At 47.0% G+C, this 21,831-nt stretch carries 19 protein-coding genes and 4 riboswitches (1 of these 23 running past the window's edge); of the genes, 6 read left to right on the top strand and 13 right to left on the bottom strand.

Annotated elements, in window-relative coordinates; translation table 11 throughout:
• From P401_RS0100245 to mtnK, 13 genes are all read right to left on the bottom strand, one after another.
• Positions 1-413: the start of an NCS2 family permease gene (locus P401_RS0100245; protein ID WP_029340736.1), read on the bottom strand. The gene continues 892 nt to the left of window position 1, outside the view; the window shows 413 of its 1,305 coding nt (coding positions 1-413); it begins with the start codon at positions 411-413; its stop codon lies off the left edge, out of view.
• Positions 414-548: 135 nt separating this feature from the next.
• A riboswitch (purine riboswitch) is annotated at positions 549-650 on the bottom strand.
• Between the two features lie 231 nt (positions 651-881).
• Positions 882-1,886, bottom strand: a complete 1,005-nt coding sequence (locus P401_RS0100240) for a DUF2382 domain-containing protein (protein ID WP_029340735.1) — start codon at positions 1,884-1,886, stop codon at positions 882-884.
• A 502-nt stretch (positions 1,887-2,388) separates the two neighbouring features.
• Positions 2,389-2,940: a hypothetical protein gene (locus P401_RS0100235; protein WP_029340734.1), complete on the bottom strand. Its 552-nt coding sequence runs from the start codon at positions 2,938-2,940 to the stop codon at positions 2,389-2,391.
• A gap of 278 nt (positions 2,941-3,218) precedes the next feature.
• The gene (locus P401_RS0100230) at positions 3,219-4,319 is read right to left on the bottom strand and encodes a DUF4236 domain-containing protein (protein ID WP_029340733.1); all 1,101 of its coding nucleotides are present in this window, start codon (positions 4,317-4,319) and stop codon (positions 3,219-3,221) included.
• 392 nt (positions 4,320-4,711) lie between these two features.
• Complete coding sequence (guaA, locus tag P401_RS0100225) at positions 4,712-6,232, bottom strand: glutamine-hydrolyzing GMP synthase (RefSeq protein ID WP_050677135.1); 1,521 nt, start codon at positions 6,230-6,232, stop codon at positions 4,712-4,714.
• A gap of 129 nt (positions 6,233-6,361) precedes the next feature.
• Positions 6,362-6,463, bottom strand: a riboswitch (purine riboswitch).
• Positions 6,464-6,503: 40 nt separating this feature from the next.
• A complete protein-coding gene (locus P401_RS0100220; RefSeq protein ID WP_029340731.1) occupies positions 6,504-8,576 on the bottom strand; it encodes a transglutaminase TgpA family protein in 2,073 nt (690 codons plus the stop codon).
• Entirely contained in the window at positions 8,573-9,655 is a 1,083-nt protein-coding gene (locus P401_RS0100215) for a DUF58 domain-containing protein (RefSeq protein ID WP_029340730.1), read from the bottom strand. The genes P401_RS0100220 and P401_RS0100215 overlap by 4 nt, the downstream gene beginning before the upstream one ends.
• Positions 9,652-10,608 (bottom strand): AAA family ATPase, encoded by a 957-nt coding sequence (locus P401_RS0100210; protein WP_023467045.1) that lies wholly within the window; start codon positions 10,606-10,608, stop codon positions 9,652-9,654. The genes P401_RS0100215 and P401_RS0100210 overlap by 4 nt, the downstream gene beginning before the upstream one ends.
• A 365-nt stretch (positions 10,609-10,973) precedes the next feature.
• Positions 10,974-11,978 (bottom strand): ABC transporter permease, encoded by a 1,005-nt coding sequence (locus P401_RS0100205; protein WP_029340729.1) that lies wholly within the window; start codon positions 11,976-11,978, stop codon positions 10,974-10,976.
• On the bottom strand, positions 11,975-13,456 hold the full coding sequence (locus P401_RS0100200) for a sugar ABC transporter ATP-binding protein (protein WP_235609855.1): 1,482 nt from the start codon (positions 13,454-13,456) through the stop codon (positions 11,975-11,977). Before P401_RS0100200 ends, P401_RS0100205 begins: the two co-directional genes overlap by 4 nt.
• A gap of 23 nt (positions 13,457-13,479) precedes the next feature.
• Positions 13,480-14,562: a sugar ABC transporter substrate-binding protein gene (locus P401_RS0100195; RefSeq protein ID WP_029340727.1), complete on the bottom strand. Its 1,083-nt coding sequence runs from the start codon at positions 14,560-14,562 to the stop codon at positions 13,480-13,482.
• Between the two features lie 11 nt (positions 14,563-14,573).
• Complete coding sequence (mtnA, locus tag P401_RS0100190) at positions 14,574-15,623, bottom strand: S-methyl-5-thioribose-1-phosphate isomerase (RefSeq protein WP_029340726.1); 1,050 nt, start codon at positions 15,621-15,623, stop codon at positions 14,574-14,576.
• The gene (gene mtnK, locus P401_RS0100185; protein WP_029340725.1) at positions 15,620-16,786 is read right to left on the bottom strand and encodes an S-methyl-5-thioribose kinase; all 1,167 of its coding nucleotides are present in this window, start codon (positions 16,784-16,786) and stop codon (positions 15,620-15,622) included. The genes mtnA and mtnK overlap by 4 nt, the downstream gene beginning before the upstream one ends.
• Positions 16,787-16,865: 79 nt before the next feature.
• A riboswitch (SAM riboswitch) is annotated at positions 16,866-16,969 on the bottom strand.
• Between the two features lie 205 nt (positions 16,970-17,174).
• A riboswitch (SAM riboswitch) is annotated at positions 17,175-17,276 on the top strand.
• Positions 17,277-17,346: 70 nt separating this feature from the next.
• Between mtnK and P401_RS0100180 the strand changes: the two genes are divergently transcribed.
• The 6 genes from P401_RS0100180 (at position 17,347) to P401_RS0100155 (ending at position 21,792) form a co-directional block, all read left to right on the top strand.
• Positions 17,347-18,537: a 2,3-diketo-5-methylthiopentyl-1-phosphate enolase gene (locus P401_RS0100180; protein ID WP_029340724.1), complete on the top strand. Its 1,191-nt coding sequence runs from the start codon at positions 17,347-17,349 to the stop codon at positions 18,535-18,537.
• Complete coding sequence (locus P401_RS0100175; protein ID WP_029340723.1) at positions 18,534-19,193, top strand: 2-hydroxy-3-keto-5-methylthiopentenyl-1-phosphate phosphatase; 660 nt, start codon at positions 18,534-18,536, stop codon at positions 19,191-19,193. Before P401_RS0100180 ends, P401_RS0100175 begins: the two co-directional genes overlap by 4 nt.
• Entirely contained in the window at positions 19,190-19,810 is a 621-nt protein-coding gene (locus P401_RS0100170) for a methylthioribulose 1-phosphate dehydratase (protein ID WP_029340722.1), read from the top strand. Before P401_RS0100175 ends, P401_RS0100170 begins: the two co-directional genes overlap by 4 nt.
• Before the next feature lie 16 nt (positions 19,811-19,826).
• A complete protein-coding gene (locus P401_RS0100165) occupies positions 19,827-20,363 on the top strand; it encodes a 1,2-dihydroxy-3-keto-5-methylthiopentene dioxygenase (RefSeq protein WP_023467032.1) in 537 nt (178 codons plus the stop codon).
• A 124-nt stretch (positions 20,364-20,487) separates the two neighbouring features.
• Positions 20,488-20,976 (top strand): arsinothricin resistance N-acetyltransferase ArsN1 family A, encoded by a 489-nt coding sequence (locus tag P401_RS0100160; RefSeq protein ID WP_029340721.1) that lies wholly within the window; start codon positions 20,488-20,490, stop codon positions 20,974-20,976.
• 60 nt (positions 20,977-21,036) lie between these two features.
• Positions 21,037-21,792, top strand: coding sequence for an MBL fold metallo-hydrolase (locus P401_RS0100155; RefSeq protein WP_029340720.1), 756 nt, complete (start codon positions 21,037-21,039; stop codon positions 21,790-21,792).
• Positions 21,793-21,831 lie beyond the last annotated feature (39 nt).

Raw genomic sequence — 21,831 nt, 5'->3', positions numbered from 1 at the left:
ATTCCCGCTGCAACTGCCATTTTCAATGGTTCTGGAATCGCATTGATGATCATCTCGCGAATACCTGAAGCCGTTAATACCATGAACACAAGACCTGAGACGAGAACACCTGAAAGTGCAGTTTGCCATGGAATGCCCATTCCGATGACGACGCTGTAGGCGAAGAAAGCATTTAGTCCCATTCCTGGTGCAAGCGCGATTGGATAGTTCGCGAGTAATCCCATCGTGACGGAACCGATGATTGCGACAAGTGCTGTAGCACCGAAGACCGCTCCTGCATCCATGCCTGCTTCGGCTAATGTATTCGGGTTAACGAATAAGATGTACGCCATGGCGAAGAATGTCGTCATGCCGGCGATGAACTCTGTACGCATGTTCGTACCAAGCCCATTGAAATCAAAGAAACGCGCAATCGCATTTTCTTTTGCTTTCGGTTGGTGTGGCTGTTTCAATTGTGTGCTCATGATTGCCTTCCTTCCAAATAAGCCGTCTCCTTGAAAACAAAAAACGGCCCTTACCTAAGCGGTAAAAGCCGTTTCAATAAGCGCACGATGCTGCGTGTGCGCCGTAGTAGGAACCTTTACGGTGTTCCTGTAGAGACTTCCGGGCCCTATCCCCAGAATTATACGGCATTATTTATGTTTTTTTAGTGGTATGAAAAATAAGAACAGACACATCGTAGCATGCTCAAATTCACGGGTCAACCATAAAAACGAAATTTAACCACTTATTTTATCCGAACGTTCGGTTTTGTAAGCGTTATTTTTGAGTTATCTTTAATTTGCAGTAAAAAGACGTAATGAATGAGGCATCCATTATTCTTTTTAATTTCCTTAAAAAAGGAGATAGCTGATCGCTATCTCCCCTCTTAGTTTGATCTATTACAGTCGTTTACGATCGTCACGTTCTACGTCCGTTCTCGTATCCGTACCTTCATCAATATCTGCTTCCTCGCGTCGTACCGTTTCAGATACAGTTTCTGTATCTCGCACTTTACGTTTTCCAACAACAATTTCTTCAGAGACTACATCTTCTTTTGATACTACTACCTTTTCTTCTGAAAGCGGTACGTGGATGGAGTCGTTCTCATCTACAAAAGCATCTGTTCCCGACGCATTATGATCCACTTTACGCCGTTCCACATAAACTTCTTCCCGCTCTACCGGCACCTCGATCGATTGTTGATCTTCGACTACGTGTTTACTGACGTTTACTTCCCCTGTTTGCACTCTTTCTTTATCTACATTTAACCGCTCTTCATGCAGGCGAAGGCGTTCTTCTTCTGTATCACTGTTCATTTCAGTAACGCCAGTCCGATCTATATCAGACCGATCGACGCCTGAAGTATCGTCATATTCTCGGCTTCGATCTGCACCTAGAGTGTTATCGTAGCCTGGGTCTCGATTTATACCGGAAAGAGAACCATTATCAGAAAGATGGTCGTTGTGATTCCGATTTGCTTCGACTCCCGTGCGATCATATTGATTATCGTTTACTCCAGAAGTTTGGTTGTAGCTTTGATTATGCTTTTCGTAAGAATCGCCATAGTCGCTGTCTACATATAAAACCAACTTGCCGCTTTCTACCTGACGACGGTATTCTTCTGATTCATCATGCGATAAGCCCATTCCCCGGAATGCTTCCGTAGAAGAGTCGTCGGAAAAGGCAGCCATGAATTTCCCCATAAATCCTTGGTGCTCTTGTTCACCGGCAGTATCTACATTGACGTTTGTCTGATTCTCTACCATAGAGAAGGAATGTTTATCTTGAGCCACGACATACATATCTCTTTCGTCATATCCCTGCGCTTTTAATTCGTTTACTTTACTCAGTACTTCCGCTTGGGTATTAAATACTTGGATAAATGTACCTTCTTTTCTCGTCATGATCTCTTCCTCCTTTTTAATAAATGCCACAAAAAATAATAATTAGCTCTTGAAAATCAATCTTATATGCCAACAGTTTGGATTTCCCCTACTTTTTTTCTGATTAAACCTGATTTTTTTGTACATCTTTTTTAGTTACGGGTGTCTTTTTAAAATGTATTGGTCCTGTTTACTAGAGCATGTTCATTATTAAAATTCGTCCTGTTTAAAACGTTTAAGTCATGCTACGCAACAAGAAAAGACCCTTACCTAAGAAGTAAAAGCCGTTTCAATAAACGTACGATGTTGTATGTGCGCCATAATAGCAATCATTACGGTGTTCCTGTAAAGTCTCTCAAACCTTGTACCCGGAATTATACGATAATATTTTTATTGATATGAAAAACAAAGACAGCCACATCATAGCATGGTCAAATTTATGATTGAACCATAAAAACGAAACTTAACTACTTACTTTATCTGAAGGTTCGGAATTAAAAACTTTTTTGATGACTATTCGTTACTATTTCAAATCAAGTCTAATGTTAAATACCGTACTTTTAAAGTAATCGGATAATAATCCCTCTCCTTTAAAACGATTCTCTAATACGTTTTGTATCTGTTGTAATTCGTTTTCACGTGTTCCGTAAGTATTTGAGAATGACCTGAGATAAGAATAAGCATAAATCGGTTCATCTGGACATAATTCATGAGCACGTCGTAACATGGATGTCCCTTTTTCTTCCCACTCGTTGTACTCTCCAAAATAATAAGGAGTCATCGAAATCATATAACCAAAACACCATAGAAAATCCTCATAGTTCATAAAATGACGTAAACCATCATGTGTAACTTCCTTTAGTAAAGATTCTAATTCCTTAATATCTATGTCGTTCTCTGTAATTCCTAATGGTCCATGTTCAAAGGTGACGTACCAACAAAAAAAGCCCAGTCGAATGACTGTTTTGAGATCATCAGGATGTTGTCTCCAAGATTTTAAAAGATATACTTTGGCTTCATTCCATTTCTCTTGTTTTTCTAGTCGATCGACTTCAGTCCATGTCCAATCTATCATGAGAGTGCGCCTCCTGTTTCTTTTAATGATGTATTCAAGAGTTGAAGAAACAGCTCCATACTATTGGTCACAAAAAAACTCACTCTCATTCATAAATCATCCGAATAAAAGAGAGTTTCATTTTAAAATCGAATTTTGAGATTAATTAACACAGCATTAGATAGTAAAACATAAGTAAAGTAAGTAGAAAAAAGACTAAAAGTAGTGAATCCCTTTTATTAAACTAGATAGTTACTCCTTTAATTAAGTGAGCAAAATCCGTCACAATTAGAAAGGAATTAAATGAATTTTAATTTATCTACAGGTAAAAATCCTTTCGTCTTCTTAAAATCCATGTTATGAACAAAGTTCATCATTGAATCTGAGCAGTCGAGTGCTTCAAAATTAAGAGCATTGAGTGTTCCTCTAATAAATTTTACAGAAAGAATTGTAATTATTGATTCCTTACCTGTAGTTGTATCAAGTCGTTCATCCACGGCATGCACAACTATAGTTTCGAAAGGTAAAACAGCGAACATATCTCTAGCAATACGAATTGCACAACTGCAAACATAGTCTTGATAAATATCATAATACTTTGATTTAGTCATGTCTTTCATAGAAAGCTTACCAGTTTTAGTTAAAGATTTAACTTGTATTGGTACTACATTTTTCGAATGGACGTTAAATTCCACCTCTAGTACCTCTGGGTCATCAATGAAGAATTCAAAACCACTACCAAATTCTAAAAGATCTTCCAAAGGTGAAAGTTCTTCAATAACATTAAGATAGGTTTCAACATCTTTATCTAATACTCTCTTAGCAATGTCTATAGTTCTTTGTAGCTCTTGAAATTCTTTGTGGTCTTCTTCTTTAGCAGCTTTTAACTCTTCACGTAGTTTTTGTTCAGCTTTATTACTAGATTTCATAATTTTTTGCAATAGACTAGGTTTAAAAGAATCTAGCTTATGCTGTGCTTCTATTTCATATCTACCCATTTGATTATTGTGATGCGGATGTTTAGAACGACTTATATCTAACCAGTCGAAAGTATCATCACATTCTTTATGAATTGAATGTATTAATTCGATTTTATTTTCATACATTTCTACCTCATATTTTGCTCTCTGTATTTCCTCTTGTTTTGCAATTTCTTTCTGTTGACGAATTAATTGCTGTCTATTATTCATCGCAGCACTTTTATACCTTCTTCCAGAGCTTGATGTACTGGTATAAGAAATACCTGTTCCAGGAATACTTGCAGTTGTTCTACGCTGTCCTCTTGAATTTACAGAATACCTTAACCCTTTAATGCCTCCACTGATTCCAATACTCTTATTCGAAACATTAACTCTTACACCAGGTGCAATCTTGAAACTCTTTCTAAATCCTAATCCCAATTCGACCCTCTCCTCACTATATTAAATATACATGTATTAATTATTAATGTAAATTTTATCCATTATCTATTTATTAAGTACTTTCCCTTTTCTACTTTTCCACGTTTAACTCATGCTGCATAAAATCTTCAAGCCTTACTAAACGCCAGATACATATCTCGATATACTTTGCTCTCCGTCCTTAAACTTTTTTATTCAGTTTAAAGTTGTCTAACAGTTTCATAAATTTGACCACAAAAAAAGCCCCTCCCATTCACAAATCATGTGAATGGGAGGGAGCTTCATTTTGAAATCGAATTGTTGAAGGTGAAACAGACTTCATTTCACCTATCCCCTTTAACACATTGGTAGGACAGGTTTCATGAGACGAATTTTCTCAGCAAGTCTAGTTCTTACTCCCACTCAATCGTTGAAGGTGGTTTCGACGTCACATCGTACAGGACGCGGTTAACGTTCTGGACTTCGTTGACGATTCGAACCGAGATCTTCTCAAGCACGTCCCATGGGATACGTGCCCAGTCTGAAGTCATCCCGTCAATTGACGTAACAGCGCGGATTCCGACAGCATAGTCGTATGTCCGCTCATCGCCCATGACACCAACCGAACGGATTGGAGGAAGGACTGTGAAGTACTGCCAGATTTCGCGCTCGAGTCCTGCTTTTTTAATCTCATCCCGAAGAATGAAATCAGATTCACGGACGATTTCGAGTTTTTCATCTGTGATTTCACCAAGGACACGAATTCCGAGACCTGGTCCTGGGAACGGCTGACGCCATACGATTTCATCTGACAGACCGAGTTCTTTCCCAAGTTCACGGACTTCATCCTTGAACAAGGTGTTGATCGGTTCGATCAATTCAAACTGCATGTCTTCCGGCAATCCACCGACGTTGTGGTGTGATTTGATCGTTTGTGCCGTATCCGTACCACTCTCGATGATATCCGTGTAGAGCGTGCCTTGGGCAAGGAAGTCCATATCCGTCAGTTTTGAAGCTTCTTCATCAAAGACGTAGACGAATTCGTTGCCGATGATTTTACGTTTCTGCTCTGGATCTGAGATACCACGGAGTTTATCGAGGAAACGGTCCTGGGCATCAATCTTGATGACGTTCATGTGGAAGTGATCCGCGAATGTCTTCATGACGCTTTCCGCTTCACCTTTGCGCAGTAAACCATGATCAACGAACATACATGTCAATTGATCACCGATTGCTTTGTGAATCAAGGCTGCAACGACAGACGAGTCGACACCACCAGAAAGGGCACAGAGGACTTTTTTATCGCCGACTTGTTCCTGAATCTTCGCTACTTCGATTTCGATGAAGTTCTCCATCGACCAGTCGCCCGTACATTTACAGACTTCAAAGAGGAAGTTCTTGAGCAATTCTTTCCCGAAGACCGTATGGTTGACTTCCGGGTGATACTGCACACCGTACATTTTCAATTCTTCATTCTTGATCGAAGCGATCGGACATGACACGTTCGTTCCATCGACGACGAAACCGTTTGGTACAGATGTGACGAGGTCACTGTGGCTCATCCAGACCGTTTGTTCAAGCGGTAGGTTCGCATACATCGGTGACGGGTCTTGTAACGTCAATGTGGCTTTTCCATATTCACGATGTCCCGCACGTTCCACTGTTCCGCCGAAATGTTGTGACATGAGCTGCATGCCGTAACAGATCCCGAAGATTGGAATACCGAGGTCGAAGATTTCTGGGTCACACCGGTACGCATCCTCTGCGTAGACGCTACGTGGGCCACCCGAGAAGATGATACCAGCAGGTGCGATTTCTTTTACTTCAGCTGCAGTGATTTTATGCGAATGCAATTCACTGTAGACACCAAGGTCCCGAATACGACGTGTGATCAATTGATTGTACTGTCCTCCAAAATCGAGGACGAGAATCATTTCCTGGTCCAAATGTGCTTCCAAATCTGTTCCCGCCTTTCTGATTTCATGCGTACCCTATGAAAAAAGCCCACTCTTCGCCCATGGATAAAATGGAAAAAGAGCAGGCCGCTTCACAAAAAAATGTATACGAAGGGTCTGCTCCTTCATAGTCAGGTCGTTTAAGGTGACCCGGTAGAGACTCTCGCGCCATATTCGCGAGTATATACAAAGGAGATTGCATGTGTGTGATTTACGTTGTTCCCATTGTAACTGTATCGTTTCGTAAATATCAACCCTCTACATGACGAATGATATTTTCGAAATATTCACGTTTTTTCTCAGCTGACAGTGATTCTCCACCATAGACCATCCGTTCGTAAGCATCCGTCAACGGTCGCATTGCGTACGTCTCGTAATATCCATCGACTTCGTGAGCGAGTTCCGCAAGCGTCCGACCATCTTTATAATGGAACCCTTTTTTATCAAGACGTCGTAAGAGATACCGGTACATCCGACGGAATCCTTCCGGTCGTTCGATTTGTCTCCGGAAGAAGAGAATCGCGAGTGTTCGAATGATTGGTTTTCGGAACAAGTACAGGAACAAGAGAGCGAGTGCCGTCAGGAAAATCGGCCAGAATGGAATCGATTTCTGCTCCGTCTGTCCGGCGCTAGTCGTCTGTTCTTCATCGAGAAGATTTTCTTGCGGACGATTTGGCGTCGTTGTCTCCGTGTTATCTTCTGTCTCACGTTGCGGATTTGCTTGTTCCGTCTCGTTATCTGTTTCCCGATCAATCGTGTATTGTCCTGCTCCATCGAAGCTGACTGTCGGCTCAAGCGGTACCCAGCCTGGTCCTTCGATATACACTTCGACCCACGAGTGCGCATTTTTATTCCGCACTGTATAGCTCGTCACGGCAGCTCCGATGACGTCGGATTCGCCTCCCGTGAACCCTTTTACCCAGCGTGCGGGTAATCCAGCTGCCCGTAGCAACACAGCAGCCGACGTCGAGAAGTTGTCACAGTATCCGAGTTTGGTCTCGAACAAGAATTGATCGACGTAATCTTGATTTTCTCCTGGTACGGCTACTTCCTCCGTATTGTATTCAAAGTTCTCTTCTTCGAAATAATTTTCAATCGCCCGTGCCTTGTCCCACGGTGTCTCCTCACCTTCAACGATTTGTTCCGCTAAATCACGGACGCGTTGTGGTAAGCCATCCGGCAGTTGGAGATACCGCTCTGTTTCATTCTCCGATAAATTGACAGGTTCATCTGTCTGAAGTTGTTCTTCGGTAAAGAGCGGATATGAATAGGCAATTTGGTAATTACGTTGACGATCCGCCTCGTCCAGATACGATATTTTTTGATTTTCTGGATCAACCAATACATTTTGTCGTTGTTGATCGACCGAGACCCGGACGTTATCTCCGTTATATGGCACGAACGGTAATTCACGTGTCATCTCAAACGTCGCTGTTTCCTCACGTGTCTTGACTTCTCTCCCAAAGTGCGAGAAGAAACCCCGTCCATCGATTTCCGGGTTCGATTCCGACAGCACCCAGCCTTTGCCGGTATAAATATCTTTCGTCTCGACTCGCCAGTATCGATTTCCTTCACTTTCGACTTGGAAAACTTCCCGGTCGTCCATTTGGAATGGCCCTCCGAGTTGCTCGTCATTGTTACCGTAACCGACCTTTTGAATCGCATTTGTCGGCTCCCCTTCCCCTTCAAGACCAGACGTCAAATCGTACCAACTGTCTTGCCATGTCGCATTGATGACAGGACTTTGGACAGCAGCGACGATGACGGCTCCCATGATGAATAAGGCGCTTAGCGGACGAACGTAAGAAGCGCGCGGTCGTTCGTTGACTTCCGTCGCATAGAGCAATAACAAGGATAAGATGATCGGATAGAGAATGAATGTCTCTCCTGAGTAATCTGTCCATGTATCACAATACGCGATGAACCCGATGACTCCGAAAGCAAGTCCGAAGACGAACCCACGATTCGGGAATGTCCGGCGCGCGAGATACGCGATCAAAAAACTAATCAATCCGATCGAGAGCGCGAAAGCGGGTCGTCCTGGTAATTCACCATTGATGACGCTCTGAATATCTGAACTGATTTCCGTAAAGATGCCCCATGGTGCTGCTCCCGGCGTCAAAATCAGATAGAACGACAGGAGTAATCCACCGAGACTTCCGAGTAAAAAGTAACGTCGCGATAGATGCGACAACAGCAAAGGCAGAAACAGCATCGGTAAGAATGACCAGAGATGTTCGAACGTCGTCAGTTCAAGAAGTGGTGGCATGAAACAAGTCAGAACGGCTGCAGCGATAGCGTTCCAAATTAAGCGTCGCATCATCGCACTCCCCTCCGTTCTGGTGTATAGACATGAACGGTGGCTTCTTGATTAATCTTAGAAATCCATAATTCATTGTTCGATTCAAGATCCGGCGTAATGAAGAGAACGTTTCCGCTCAGTCGAAGCGCTTTTGACGAGTACTCCCATGATTCGATGAACGTCCGCGTCCGACTTGGTTGCGCCGTCATCAGATAATGCGTGAGCTTCGCCCCTTCAAGCGGTAACGATAACGATTGAACAGCATGTCCAACGAGGTGAATCCGATAGCTCAGACGTCGCTTGTTCAGCTGATCCGTCGCTTCTGCGAGCATTGAGATGACGCGCTCGAAGGCTTCGCCCGCTTCCGTTCCTTCATCGAAGACGATTGTCGTCTCCCGTTCCTGTTCTCGTTCGAACGTCTTCGTCATCAAGCCTTGGCGTTTCGCTGTCGCTTTCCAGTCAATCTGATTCATCCGGTCGCCACTGACATATTCCCGGACCCCGACAACAGTAAAGGACGACTGCCGAAGATCAAGCGACACGGGCGAGATTCCCCCGTCGCCGCGGTCTTCCTCATGCGGAAGCTGAACCGCAAGGCGTGCTGGTTCGATTGCAAGATACGTCTCGACCGGAAACATCCGCTTCCGCTTGAACAAACCGAACGGATCCGTGATTTCGACGATACAGCCTGGAATCTGGTAGACTCCCCGGCGAATCGATGGGATCGTATAATCGATGTGCTCTGTCTTCCGATAATGGGCACGGAGTGGACGGGTGATATCGAGTTTTTCTTCGCTAAGCTCATTCGGAATCGCCTCTGTCACTTCGACGGCTCCGACCAGAAACGGAAAACGCCGGCGAACCCTTAAGGAGACCGGGATATCCGTTCCGGCAACGAGCATCTTGTTTGATACTTCGCGCGTCGCAAGTGCCTGCGTGACGGGCCAAATGAGAAAGAGCGTCCAGTAGACGGTCAAACCGGCCATGACATAAAACAGCAAGGAAGCGACATTTCCGCCATCGACGCGCGCATATGTCCATAAGGCAGCCGTCGTCAAAAGTAGTACAGCGTAACGCCAACCAATTTGCCACTTCGTCATAGGGACTCCACGTCTTGTTGGATTGGTACAGCAACCTCTTTTTTGATTTGTTCTAAAATCCGTTCCGACGATTGACCGTGATAGCGGGCGTCTGCTGTCAAAATCAAGCGGTGTGACAGGACAGGAATCAAGAGATGTTTGACATCATCCGGTAAGACGAAACTGCGTCCTTCCATGTATGCCCACGCTTGCGCGACCTTCATCAAGGCGATCGAAGAACGGGGACTCGCGCCGAGATAGAGTGACCCATTCGTCCTTGTCGCTTGGACGAGATGGACGATATATTTTTTGACAGGCTGCGAGACATGGACATTCTTGACTTCTTCTTTCATCTGGAGCAATTGTTCGCGACCAATCACCGCTTCGAGTGTCTCGATCGGTTCATCCCGTTCAAAACGCGTGAGCAACTTCATTTCTTGGTGGAAATCAGGATAACCCATTTTGACTTTGACGAGGAAACGGTCAAGTTGTGCTTCTGGTAACGGATACGTTCCTTCATGTTCAATCGGGTTTTGTGTCGCCATGACGAAAAAGGGATTCGGAAGCGTATGAATCTCACCATCAACGGTGACGTTCGCTTCCGCCATTCCCTCGAGTAAGGCAGATTGAGTTTTTGGTGACGTTCGGTTGATCTCATCGGCTAAGACGATGTTCCCCATTAGAGGACCCGGTCTATATTCGAATTGGCTTGTTTTCTGATTATACATCGATACACCCGTCAAATCTGACGGAAGTAGGTCTGGCGTGAACTGAACACGTTTGAAGGTCAACCCGATCGATCGGCTAAACGCACGGACGAGCATCGTCTTCCCGACTCCCGGTACGTCTTCTAATAGGACGTGACCGCCCGCTAGTAATGCTGCCAATGATTGTGTGATGACATCTTCCTTACCGATAATGACTTTCTCTACGTTGTCGATAATCGCTTGAATCTCCTTAGTGTATGTTCGCATTGTCAGGCCCCTTGCTCTCGTAGTAGTTGAATTTTCTGACTTTTTATATCATCTCATATTCCGCTACGCTTTTAAAGAAATACGAGCAGTTTCTAGCACATGAAAAAGGGGGAACGCCGTAGCGTTTCCCCCTTATTTGTTTCAGGAACGAACACATGCCGTGATCCGTTCTTGAACCGTGCGGTTGCACGTAAAACACGGATACATCCGTGTCAATGGACAACGTTCGTCAAGTCCGGTGATCCTCTTCTTTCAGAAGCGACATGCGATCGTTCCCTCTACATTGGTAATCATTCATGTGCATCACCATCCTTTCATATATTGAATATTACCGAATATGTTATAAACGAAACGTCGAATTTTAATTATTTTTTACGATACCGCGCATAGGTCGTCGCGAGCGCGACCGCAAGGACGAGCCCTTTGATGATATTCAACGAATAGTATGGAACAGACAACATGACCAGACCATTTTCAAGAATCCCGACGAGACAAGCGCCAACGAGTGTGCCAAGCGCATTCGGCTTCCCTTGTCCTGCGAACGACGAGCCGATGAATGCGGCTGCGACCGCTGGCATCAGATAACCGGAACCAGCGTTGATTTGCGACGATCCGACTTGTGACGCAAGTAAAATCCCACCGACCGCCGCAAGTAACCCAGCAATCAGATACGCGAGTGCCCGGTAGCGGTTGACACGAATTCCTGTGAGCCGTGCGGCTTCCGGATTCCCACCGATGATATAGAGAAAACGACCGTGTCGCGTATGACTTAAGAAGACGTGTGTCACAGCGACGACGACGAGCATGATGACGATGATCCAAGGCGCCTGACTGATTTTCGCGAATGCCTCCGGAATCGTGCCAACTGTTGGTGTACCGTCCAGGCGCGGCATTCCGGCACTGATTGAACCACCACCGGTATACGTCATCGCGACACCTTCGACGATGAACATCGTCGCTAACGTCGCAAACAAATCCGGAATCTTAAACCAGACGATAAGTAAGATGTTCACCAGAGCAACGCTAAGAGATAAGAGAAGTGCTAAACCAATCGAGACACCGAGCGGCAGACTGTACCAGACGAAAAATGAAACGACGAAAGAACTCGCAAGCGTCGCGGTCGACCCGACCGATAAATCAAATCCATTGACCGTCAAAGAAACGGTCAAGCCGATCGCGATGATCGTCACGATTGAGATACTGCGTAAAATATTGATCAAATTCGTTCCTTGTAGGAATGTCGGAGCCGTCGTCGCAAAAAACAGGACGAGGGCAAGGATCGCGAGGACGATCCCCCAGTCGTTCAAGAATCCGAGGACGGGACGTAAACCCTTCCCTCGGTTCGTTTGTTTTGATACTACCTCATTCATCGTTGCCCTCCTCCTGTCGCATACCACAACAAGGTTTCTTCTGATGTATCCGCCGTCTTCGTTTCATGGACGATCCGTCCATCGAACATGACGTAGATTCGGTCCGTGACGGTCAAAAGTTCATCCCATTCACTCGTCGCGTAAAGGATCCCTTTTTGTTGTTGCGCGAGTCCGTCAATCAGACGATAGATGTCTTGTTTGGCTCCGACGTCGACACCTTTTGTCGGTTCGTCCAAGACGAGTACAGAAACATCGGTCAGTAACCATTTTCCGATGGCGACTTTTTGTTGATTCCCACCGGATAGTTGACCTACTTCCTGTTTCACGTCTGCCACTTTGATACCGAGCTCCTTGACCCATTTCGATGCCTGATTTGCTTCTTTGCGACGATCCATCAGCCCCCAGCGGTTGACGAAATCATGAGCTGCCGCTGCTGTCAGGTTTTCTGCGACAGAATCGGCAACAAGAATTCCTTCTTTTCGCCGTTCTTCAGGAACGAGACCGATGCCCGCTTGAATCGCAGCTTGTGGATCGCGAAGGCGATGGGCTTTTCCACCTATACGAACCTCCCCTTCCTGAAACGGGCGATCACCGAACAATGCTTTGCATAATTCCGTTTTACCGGCACCGACAAGCCCCGCGATACCAACGACTTCACCTGCTTGAACCGTCAAGGAAATATCGTGGACGTCCGCATTCGTGGCACTCTCGACCGTCAGTACGTTCGTCGCGTTTACCCGTGACGTTTTCGCAACAGACGTAAGCTGACGCCCGAGCATTTGCTCAACGACAGCTTCCTTCGTGATGTCTGTCAAAAGATGTCGCGAGATGAGTTGACCGTCGCGCATGACCGAGATGGAGTCGCAAATCTCATATAGTTCCTGTAAACGATGCGAGATGAAGATGATCCCAAGCCCTCGTTCGGCTAAACGACGCACGACTGAAAAGAGATGGCTTGTTTCCGCCTGACTGAGCGGTGCCGTTGGTTCATCCAAAATCAAAAAACGGCGTTCTTGGACGAGGGCGCGGGCAATCAATACGAGTTGCTTTTCAGCAAGCCGCAACTCCTCGACGCGTGTCTTGACGGAAATATCCGCCTGTAATGTCGCTAACGCCTCCTTGGCACGCTGTATGTAACGGCGCTGGGATACGAAGCCAGTCATCGTTCCGTCCGTCAACAGATCGAGACAGATATTCTCAGCGACCGTCAAATACGGGACAAGCGCCACATCGACCTCTTGTTGGACGAGGTCGATCCCAATCTGTTTCGCATCACGCGGTGACGTGATGGACAACTCCTTCCCGTCGAGACGGATCGTTCCTTCGTCCGCCGTTTCCGCTCCGGATAAGACTTTCATCAATGTCGACTTACCGGCACCATTCGCACCGACAAGCGCGTGGATTTCACCGGATTTCACTTCAAACGAGACTTGTTTTAAGGCTTGCACTCCTGGAAACGCCAATGAAATCCCAGTCATCTTCAAGTGATGATTGGTAGACGTCATTGTTTTTTATGGACGTCACGCAACCGGTCCATCCACGGCTCATTGAATTTATCCGACGTACTCCAACCTTTGATGATCGTATCGAGATTGTACATCGTCGTATCCTGCTTCAACGCCTTCTGCTCCACGAGTTTTGCGTCGAGATCAAAGCTATCCGGCGTCTTCTCGCCGGCAATTTTCTTAGCCAGTAATCGCATGTCCGTTTGTCCAATCAAGAATGGATCTACCGCACTCGTCGAGACCCAGTTACTGCCCTTTTCACGCATCAAGTTGATGTCCTGATTCGAGACATCGATCGAGATCAACGGAATTTCTTGACGTTTATTATCCTTAAGCGATTTGTATGCCCCTTTTGCGACTTCGTCCCATGCTCCCCAAACCGCATCAATGCTTCCTTTCGGGTATTTCGCGAGAATCGCATTCATCTTCGTTGCGATATCCCCTTGGACGTCTTGGAAGTTTGTCGGTCCAACCGTCTCAAGCGTTTTGATTTTGCCATCTGCTTCGTACGTCTTATAGATTTCCTGACGACGATCGAGTGGGGCAAAACCTGGTCCGAACCACAGTTTGATGACACGGACCGGCTTTTTGTCCGTCACCTTCGTCACTTCATCGAGCGATAGCTTCGCGAGTTGATGATCGTTTTGGAACGTTTCCGTCACACCTTTTAGCGCCGTTCCTTTTTTCTTCGTGACCGTATCGAACGTTACGACCTTCAGTCCTTTATCGACCGCCGGTTTGATCATGTCATAGGCGTAGTCTTCCTTGCCGTGCGAGATGATGAGCCCATCATAATCTTGCTGAATCGCTTGCGCGACAAGCTCCTTGAACTTGACGTCGTTCCCTTCTGAAATGAACGTGCTGACTTTAAAGCCGAGTGCTTCCCCTTCACTTCGTGCGCCATCAAGGAATTGTTTCGTATGGTCGTCCGATGCCAGGTTGCGGATGACGGCGATCTTGACGTCCGATTGAACCCCTTTTGGTACATCCTTGACGACCTTCGTCGTCGTCGCTTCTCCATTCGCACAAGCCGCTAGTAACAGTGCCGGTGCTAGGACGGCGTAAGCTAATTTTTTCATGACATATCTCCTTATCCGAGGGGTTGAAGCCCTGTTAATTGTTCAATCGTTTCTTCATTTGGTTGCGTGATGACACCGAGTTCCGTGATGATGCCCGTGATTAATGTGTGTGGTGTGACATCAAACGCTGGGTTGAAGACAGCGACTCCCGCTGGTGCTGTCGCGACACCTTGGATTGCCGTCACTTCCTGCGGATCACGCTCTTCGATTTCAATCGCTTCACCGGAAACGAGCGAGAAGTCGAACGTCGAGAGTGGTGCCGCGACGTAAAACGGAATATCGAAGGCTTGCGCGAGCAATGCCAATTGGAATGTTCCGATTTTATTCGCTGTATCCCCATTTCGTGTAATCCGGTCAGCACCGACGATGATCGCGTCGATTTGTTTTTCTTTCAACGTATGAGCGACCATGTTGTCCGTGATCAATGTGACATCGATGCCGGCACGTTGCAGCTCCCATGTTGTCAGCCGTGCCCCCTGCAGTAACGGTCGCGTCTCACTCGCAAAAACGGATAATTCAATGCCACGTTCTTTTGCGATATAGAACGGCGCAAGTGCCGTTCCGTAAGCAGCAGTCGCAATCGATCCAGCATTACAAATCGTTAGGATCCGGTCGCCTGACTGGAACAACTCCAACGCATGAATCCCGATTTGACGTGACGTCTGCGCATCCTGGTCATATAAGGCGACTGTTCGTTTTTCCAACCGTTCACGGATCTCTTCTACCGACGTTCCGTCTTGAATGATTGGATTCAATTGATCGAGGACATTTCGTAAGTTGACGGCCGTCGGTCGTGTCGCGAGTAACGTCGCTGATGTCTCAAGCAAAGCTTGCTTATAGATCGACAGTTCTGCTTCAAACCGGTACGCTTCCTGAACGAGTACGAATCCACCGAATAGGCTGATCGCAGGTGCGCCCCGGACACGCAATTGTTTGATTGCCTCAACTGCTTGCGCAAGATCAGTAATGACTTCATAGTGTTCTTCCTGCGGTAGACGTGTCTGATCAAGAATCGTCAAGACACGGTCTTCGTAACGGATACTTTGAACAAATGCACTCATCGGCTTAACTCCTCCGTTACGTCAAAGTTTCGTAAATCATCAAATGTCCGGCATTCTGTCCGACGTTTGATTAACGCTGCTCCTAGACGGAGGGCGTGACGTTTTCGCTCTAAGCGTTCCGTCGTTGAATCGATTGATTCTAAATCAGCGACTGGTGCGAGACCGATCGTCCGCCGAATCAATTCGCAACCGGCAAAGCCAAGGGCATCCTGTAAAATCGTACTCAGTACATCATCAACAAGTCCCGATGCCTGGAATGGTTCGACGGCTTCCCGTTCCCATAAGGCACGGAACGTTGAAGCAAACGTCAGCCAGAACGTATCGATGTCCTTGATTCTTGCGTCACGTCGTGTAGGGTAATCTGGATATGCCGCGAAGAAAAGATGGGCGATGAATTGCCCGACATCGAATCCGAATGGACCATAGAAGGCGAATTCTGGATCGATGACTTTCGTTTCCGTCGCCGAAGCGAAGATGCTTCCTGTATGTAGATCGCCGTGTAGCAACGCATCCCCTTTCGTGATGAAGAGTGCTTCGAGTTTTGCGACTTCGCGTTTTAACTCATCGTCTGCCCAAAGACGTGCCACTTCTTCCTCCAGTCCGGCTTCAATCTCGTTCGTCTCCGCGTCATGAAACGGATCTGTGAAGATCAGTTTTTCTGTGATATCGCACAAATCTGGATTGTAGTACGTTCGAGCAACACGTTTCTTTTCAACCGGACCAAGCGCAAAGTCCGATGTATGGAATAAAGTCCGAGCGAGATAAGAACCGATATGTTCCGCAAGCAACGGATACTGTTCACCCGCGAGCAGTCCAGTCCGAACGATCGTCAGATGTGAAAGATCTTCCATGACCGTATACGCCTCTTCGTGACTAGCATGAAAAACACGTGGTACGAACGGCACGGCATGCCGGGCGAATTCACGGAGTGCGGATTGCTCAATCCACGCCCGCTCGAGCGATAATGGCCAGCTCTCACCGACGACTTTTGCGTACGGGAGTGCTTGTTTTAGAATCAATCGATGTTCACCTTCTCGAATTCGGAAGACGAGGTTAAGATTCCCATCGCCAATCTCTTCTGCTTCGACGGCTCCGTCGCCGATCAGTCCTAATGAGCGGACCCGTTCAATCGCGTCCTGTTCTGTGAATGCTTTGTATGTCATCTCAGTTTCCCCCTAATGTAATACACGAAAAAGCGCCTCTTTTCGTCATCGAAAAGAGGCGCAGGAAAGTCACTGCGTCCTCTTATCTCTCAGACGAAACGTCTGTTGGATGTAGCACCGTGCCTAGTGGTCGGTTGCTGCGGCGTCATCGGGCCAATTCCCTCTGCCAACTCGCGATAAGAGTCGTATGTAGTTGTCGTGTGTGATATTGATTTGAATCTTACGCAATCGACTTCCTCGCTGTCAAATCGAAATCAAGCAGAAATCGATATCGTTTTCATGCCATATATAGAAAGAGTATTTTCAAAAAAATAAATTTTCTAAAAATAATTTGACAAGTGACGATTCTCATGTAAAAATTGCAATTAGATTTCACAATTTCATCCAATTCTTATCAAGAGCAGACGGAGGGACAAGCCCTACGATGTCGCAGCAACCGACCTTTTGGCACGGTGCTAATTCTTGCAGCTACTAAGCTGACAGATAAGAGTCCACGTTCGAATTATTCATGGTCTCTTGTCACTGACGAGAGACCATTTTTTTGTTGAAGGAGGAAAGACATGGCTTATATCACTGCTACTTATCAATTGACTGCCCGTGATCGACTCGAGCAACGCGCTGAACAACTCGCGCTTGGTCTGACAGTCGGTTCTTGGACGGAACTGAATCATCTCGAACAACAACAACTCGCCTCGTTCAAAGGGGAAGTCGTACATACCGAAGAGCGCGATGGCAAAGGATATATCACGATTCGTTATCCGGAACATAACGTGTCGCGCGACTTTTCTGCGATTCTGACGACCGTCTTCGGGAAACTCTCACTCGACGGTGAAATCAAACTAACGGAATTGCTATTACCCGATACATTTACGTCGGACTTTCCAGGTGCGAAATTCGGGATCGAAGGGGTCCGCTCCTTGATCGGTGTCGAAGATCGCCCATTATTAATGAGCATCTTCAAAGGAGTCATCGGACGGGATTTATCGTTCCTTCGTGATCAACTCGAAGGACAACTCGCTGGTGGGATTGACCTCGTCAAAGACGATGAGATCCTATACGACAATCCGTTGACACCGACGATTGACCGGGCACGAATCGGACGTGAGGTCATCGATGCTCACTTCCACCGGACCGGTAAACGTGCGTTATATGCGATCACACTCAGTGGTCCCGTCTTTACGCTCAAGGATCAAGCCAAGCGATTGATTGATGCTGGAGCGACCGCATTCTTGCTGAATACCTTCACATACGGACTCGACGTCTTACGCGAACTGGCGAGTGATCCGGAAATCAACGTTCCGATCTTCAATCATCCAGCATATAGCGGTGCGTTGATCGCTAGCCCGAATCACGGAGTCGCAGCTCCTGTCTTACTCGGCACATTACCGCGTGCTGCTGGAGCAGACTTGACGCTATTCCCGTCTCCTTACGGCAATGTCGCTTTGCCAAAGGATGTCGCTCGTGGCATCGCGGTCGAAGCGACCCGTCTCGGTCAGACGAAATCGATCTTCCCGGTTCCTTCAGCTGGTATTCATCCTGGACTCGTCGCTCAACTCGTACGGGACTTCGGTATCGATTCCGTCATCAACGCCGGCGGCGGCGTACATGGTCATCCGCAAGGTGCTGCGGCTGGTGTCATTGCTTTCCGTCAGGCACTCGATGCGGCACTCGCAAATGAATCCCTATCGGCGGCAGCATCGCGTCATGAAGAATTACGGATCGCCCTCGACGCTTGGGGGATCAAGTCATGACCGTACGGATTCTTTGTGACTTCGACGGTACGGTGACGACACAGGATAACATCATCGCACTCATGCAACAATTTGCGCCAGCGAGTGACTTCGAACCGTTGAAACGCGGCGTACTCGACCGGACGCTATCGATTCAGAGTGGTGTCGGGCAAATGTTCGCACTTCTGCCGTCTGACGGAAAAACAGCCTATCTTGACTTTTTGTTGGAGCGTGCAGTCATTCGCGACGGATTTTCGGAGTTACTTCAGTACAGTCGTCGTCAAGGAATCGATTTTTCGATCGTCAGCGGTGGAATGGACTTTTTCGTCGAACCAATCTTAGCGCCATTCCTTGAACAAGAACAGATTTACTGTAACGTCGCCGATTTCAGTGGTCCATTCGTCCATATCGATTGGCCAAACGCCTGCGATGCCCATTGCACGAACGGGTGCGGCTGTTGTAAAACGTCCGTTGTCCGGACATTGCGCAAAGACGGTGACGTCATCATCGTCATCGGTGATTCGGTAACGGACTTCGAACTCGCGAAACAAGCGGATCGTGTCTATGCCCGTGATTATCTGATCACGTTGTGTGAAGAGAACGATATCGCCTATACACCGTTTGAGACGTTCCACGATATCGTTCATGATTTAACACGAGCGGAGGTGACAACATGACATTCATGCGACGGTATGAAGAGCTACGCGCCATCAAACAAGAGCTTGCGGCGCGCGATTGGTTTCCTGGTACGAGTGGCAATCTCGCCATTCGGACGTCCGGTGTCCCGGTTGAATTCCTTGTGACGGCAAGCGGAAAAGATAAACGGCAGACGACTCCTGACGACTTCGTTCATGTCGATACGACCGGTCAATTAATTGGTGAGCAATCTGGGCGTCCTTCCGCTGAGACATTGCTCCATGTCGAGGTGTTCAATCGAACGGACGCTGGTTGTTCCCTGCATGTCCATACGATTGCGAACAATGTGATTTCGGAACTCTATGGCGATCAAGGCAGTATCACCTTTTCCGGACAGGAAATCATCAAGGCACTCGGTAATTGGGAAGAAGATGCAACGGTCACGGTGCCGATCATTCCAAATCATGCGGACATCCCGACACTTGCCGCTGCTTTTGCACCGCATGTCACAGCGGACAGTGGTGCCGTCCTGATCCGCAATCACGGGATCACGGTCTGGGCACCGACCGCCTTTGAAGCAAAGAAACACCTCGAAGCCTTCGAGTTTTTATTCAATTACACGTTGACGTTGCAATCATGCCGTCAATCCATTCATTAAAAGGAGGAATTATCTCATGGCAACAGTCTTATTCCAAGAAACAAACACACGGTATACGGATCAAACGGAAGTCGCTGACTTCCTTGCGTCACGCGGCGTTCTTTACGAACAGTGGGACGTTTCGAAACTTCCAGCGCCTCTCGTTGAGAACTTCACACTGACGGATGCAGACAAACAAACGATTCTCGATACGTTCGCTCCCGAAATCAAAGACGTATCAGAACGTCGTGGGTATCAGACAGCTGATATCATCTCACTTTCGGATACGACACCGAACCTTGATGAGTTGCTCGTCAACTTCCAGAAAGAACATCATCACACGGATGATGAAGTTCGTTTCATCGTCAGCGGTCACGGCGTTTTTGCGATCAAAGACGAAGAAGTCGGCTACTATAACATCGAACTCAATCCTGGTGATTTAATCTCCGTTCCTGTTAACACACGCCACTACTTTACGCTTCAAGACGATCGTAAAGTCGTCGCTGTTCGGATCTTCGTCACGACAGACGGCTGGGTTCCGATTTACGAGAATGAGACGTCAACGGTCTCTTAAGATCGATAAAAGCGCTGTTTTCCTTCATATGAAGGGAATCAGTGCTTTTCTTATCGCACAAACATATCACTACATTGATACGTAACCGATATAATGAAGGAAAAGCGATGAGGAAGTGAGCGTCATGCATATTCGTCCCGTAACGGAACACGACTTACCAGCGATTCTCGCCATCTATAACGAAGGCATTGAAGATCGGATCGCAACGCTTGAAACCGACCAAAAGGACTTATCCTTCATGACCCAATGGTATGCGGAACGCACCGATCGATATGCCGGATATGTCGCTGAAGATGACACAGGTGTCCTCGGCTTCATTTCCCTCGATCCGTATAATCCGCGTCCTGTCTACGCATCCGTCGGTGAGATTTCGGTTTATATCACCCGGACTCATCGTGGACAAGGGATTGGCACACGTTTGCTTGAAACGGCTGAGCAACACGCCCGTGATCATCAGATGCATAAACTCATTCTCTTCACCTTCCCATTCAATAAAATCGGACAAAAACTCTATATCCGCTCCGGGTTCCGGATCGTCGGAACGTTTAAGGAGCAAGGACAGTTGAACGGTGAATATGTCGACGTCATGGCGATGGAGAAACGCTTGCGATAGGATTCATTGAATGCCAGACGGGGAATAGTTAATCCGAGTCATTGAGAGAGGGTGAACCTAATGGATATTCAACAAATTCGTAATGCAACACTCGTTGTCACGTATGCCAATCAAGTCTTATTGATTGATCCGTTCCTCGGCGAAAAAGGCAGCTTGCCTCCCTTCGGTCAAACACCAAATGCCGTCGCTAATCCACTCGTCGACTTACCGGTCGATGTCAACACACTGCTCGATCCTGACGCTGTCTTCGTCACGCATCTGCATGCCGATCATTTCGATGATGCTGCAAAACAACTTCTACCCAAGCATTTGCCACTCTATGCGCAGCAAGAAGAAGACGCGCAGCACATTCGAGAAGCCGGCTTCACGAACGTTTCTTCCTTCGATTCCGGTGTAACGATCGGTGATATCCAGGTCCATCGAACAGGTGGACAGCATGGTGTCGGTGAAATCGGCGAACGGATGGGACGTGTGTCTGGGCTCGTCCTCACCCATCCGGACGAACCAACACTTTATATCGCCGGTGATACGATCTGGTGCGACGAGGTCGCGCATGCAATCGAACAACATACACCCGATATCATCGTCGTCAACAGTGGCGCCGCCCAGTTCTTGACCGGAGAGCCGATCACGATGTCACAGCGTGATCTCCTTGCCGTACACGAAGCGGCGGCGGAAGCGACGATCATCGTCTCGCACCTCGAGTCCGTCAACCACTGTCTCTTGCGACGTGATATGATTGCTGACTTTTTAGCCACCTTCCACCTTTCTGCCCATTTCCTGATTCCAGAGGATGGCGAAACGATGTCATTTTAAGAACAAACAAAAAGTCTCTTTTCGATGGATTTCGAAAAG

It is taken from the genome of Exiguobacterium acetylicum DSM 20416 (assembly GCF_000702605.1).
In the GTDB taxonomy this organism is placed as follows: Bacteria; Bacillota; Bacilli; order Exiguobacteriales; family Exiguobacteriaceae; genus Exiguobacterium_A; species Exiguobacterium_A acetylicum.
Note: the sequence above shows the minus strand (reverse complement) of the source record. Positions and strands in the feature narration are given on the sequence as shown.

Coding starts and splice junctions, on each gene's coding strand:
- P401_RS0100205 (WP_029340729.1), bottom strand. CDS start 11,978: ATGAATGAGGTAGTATCAAAACAAACGAACCGAGGGAAGGGTTTACGT.
- P401_RS0100220 (WP_029340731.1), bottom strand. CDS start 8,576: ATGATGCGACGCTTAATTTGGAACGCTATCGCTGCAGCCGTTCTGACT.
- mtnK (WP_029340725.1), bottom strand. CDS start 16,786: ATGACATACAAAGCATTCACAGAACAGGACGCGATTGAACGGGTCCGC.
- guaA (WP_050677135.1), bottom strand. CDS start 6,232: ATGATTCTCGTCCTCGATTTTGGAGGACAGTACAATCAATTGATCACA.
- P401_RS0100175 (WP_029340723.1), top strand. CDS start 18,534: ATGACCGTACGGATTCTTTGTGACTTCGACGGTACGGTGACGACACAG.
- P401_RS0100155 (WP_029340720.1), top strand. CDS start 21,037: ATGGATATTCAACAAATTCGTAATGCAACACTCGTTGTCACGTATGCC.
- P401_RS0100165 (WP_023467032.1), top strand. CDS start 19,827: ATGGCAACAGTCTTATTCCAAGAAACAAACACACGGTATACGGATCAA.
- P401_RS0100160 (WP_029340721.1), top strand. CDS start 20,488: ATGCATATTCGTCCCGTAACGGAACACGACTTACCAGCGATTCTCGCC.
- mtnA (WP_029340726.1), bottom strand. CDS start 15,623: ATGAGTGCATTTGTTCAAAGTATCCGTTACGAAGACCGTGTCTTGACG.
- P401_RS0100200 (WP_235609855.1), bottom strand. CDS start 13,456: ATGACTGGGATTTCATTGGCGTTTCCAGGAGTGCAAGCCTTAAAACAA.
- P401_RS0100210 (WP_023467045.1), bottom strand. CDS start 10,608: ATGCGAACATACACTAAGGAGATTCAAGCGATTATCGACAACGTAGAG.
- P401_RS0100240 (WP_029340735.1), bottom strand. CDS start 1,886: ATGACGAGAAAAGAAGGTACATTTATCCAAGTATTTAATACCCAAGCG.
- P401_RS0100235 (WP_029340734.1), bottom strand. CDS start 2,940: ATGATAGATTGGACATGGACTGAAGTCGATCGACTAGAAAAACAAGAG.
- P401_RS0100180 (WP_029340724.1), top strand. CDS start 17,347: ATGGCTTATATCACTGCTACTTATCAATTGACTGCCCGTGATCGACTC.
- P401_RS0100195 (WP_029340727.1), bottom strand. CDS start 14,562: ATGAAAAAATTAGCTTACGCCGTCCTAGCACCGGCACTGTTACTAGCG.
- P401_RS0100215 (WP_029340730.1), bottom strand. CDS start 9,655: ATGACGAAGTGGCAAATTGGTTGGCGTTACGCTGTACTACTTTTGACG.
- P401_RS0100170 (WP_029340722.1), top strand. CDS start 19,190: ATGACATTCATGCGACGGTATGAAGAGCTACGCGCCATCAAACAAGAG.